Raw genomic sequence first — 953 nt, 5'->3', positions numbered from 1 at the left:
CAGTGGCGCTGGCTCGGTGAAGCGTTCGAGCACGGGTTCATGATGCTGCGATCGTTTCATCGCGATCAGAGGGACGATGCCAGCCTGTTCGCACGCATCGACATTGGCGGCGCTGAAGTAACCGGTGTCGGCGAGTAAATGCGTTGGTTGGCCCAGCTGTTCCTGCTGGCGCTCCAGCGCTTCCAGCATCGGTTTGACTTGTTGACTGTCGTTACCTGCCTGCGTTACGAAACTTGCAACGATGAGCATGCTGTCGGTGTCAACCGCCGCCTGTGCGTTATAGCATTGGTCAAAGCCAGCGCCGGTTTTCATAATGCGTGACTGCTCATCGGTCAGGTTGATCTGATCTTTGTCTTGCGGGCCGCTGGTCGGCCGCTCCGGATCCTTGCCGCCGGGCTTCTTGCCAGTGTCGCGCTTGGCTTGGCGCTTGGCCAGCTTCGATTCGTATTCCGCCTGGGCTTGCGCATCACGCTCTTGCACGCGCTCCTCAATCTTACGTTTGGCTTCGTCGAGTGCGGCAAGGCGCGTCTCGCGGCGCGCGATCTCCTGCGGCACATCCATCCCGTCAGGGACCTTCTTGCGGTCCTCGGATTCGGCCAGCGCCATCAGTTGTTGAATTTCCTGCTTCAACTGCTGTTCAATTTTTTTGATATGGCCCCACGACAGCGCGCTATGCTTGCTCGCATTGGCCTTGAACTTGCTACCGTCCACGCTGATCTTGCCCATTTTGAGCATGCCCATTTCGCGCGCCAGCATCAGCACCTGCACAAACAACTGCTCGAGCTGCGCGCCGAACCGGCGCCGGAAGTTGGCCAGCGTATCGTGGTCGGGATGGGTGTTGGCCGCGATGTAGCGAAATGCCACCGAATCATACGTCGCGCGCTCGATCTTGCGGCTCGAAGGGATTCCCGTCGAGTAACCGTAAATTAGCAAACCCAACAGCACTGCCGGGT

1 protein-coding gene is annotated in these 953 nt (G+C 58.9%); it reads right to left on the bottom strand.

Translation table 11 applies throughout. The features are described from left to right. Nucleotides 1-953, bottom strand: a 953-nt coding sequence (locus tag ACP7DD_RS26535) for a transposase (protein ID WP_426178393.1), incomplete at both ends; no start/stop codon positions are given.

This window comes from Massilia sp. TWR1-2-2, assembly GCF_049897565.1.
Classification (GTDB): Bacteria; Pseudomonadota; Gammaproteobacteria; order Burkholderiales; family Burkholderiaceae_D; genus JAFCUW01.
Note: the sequence above shows the minus strand (reverse complement) of the source record. Positions and strands in the feature narration are given on the sequence as shown.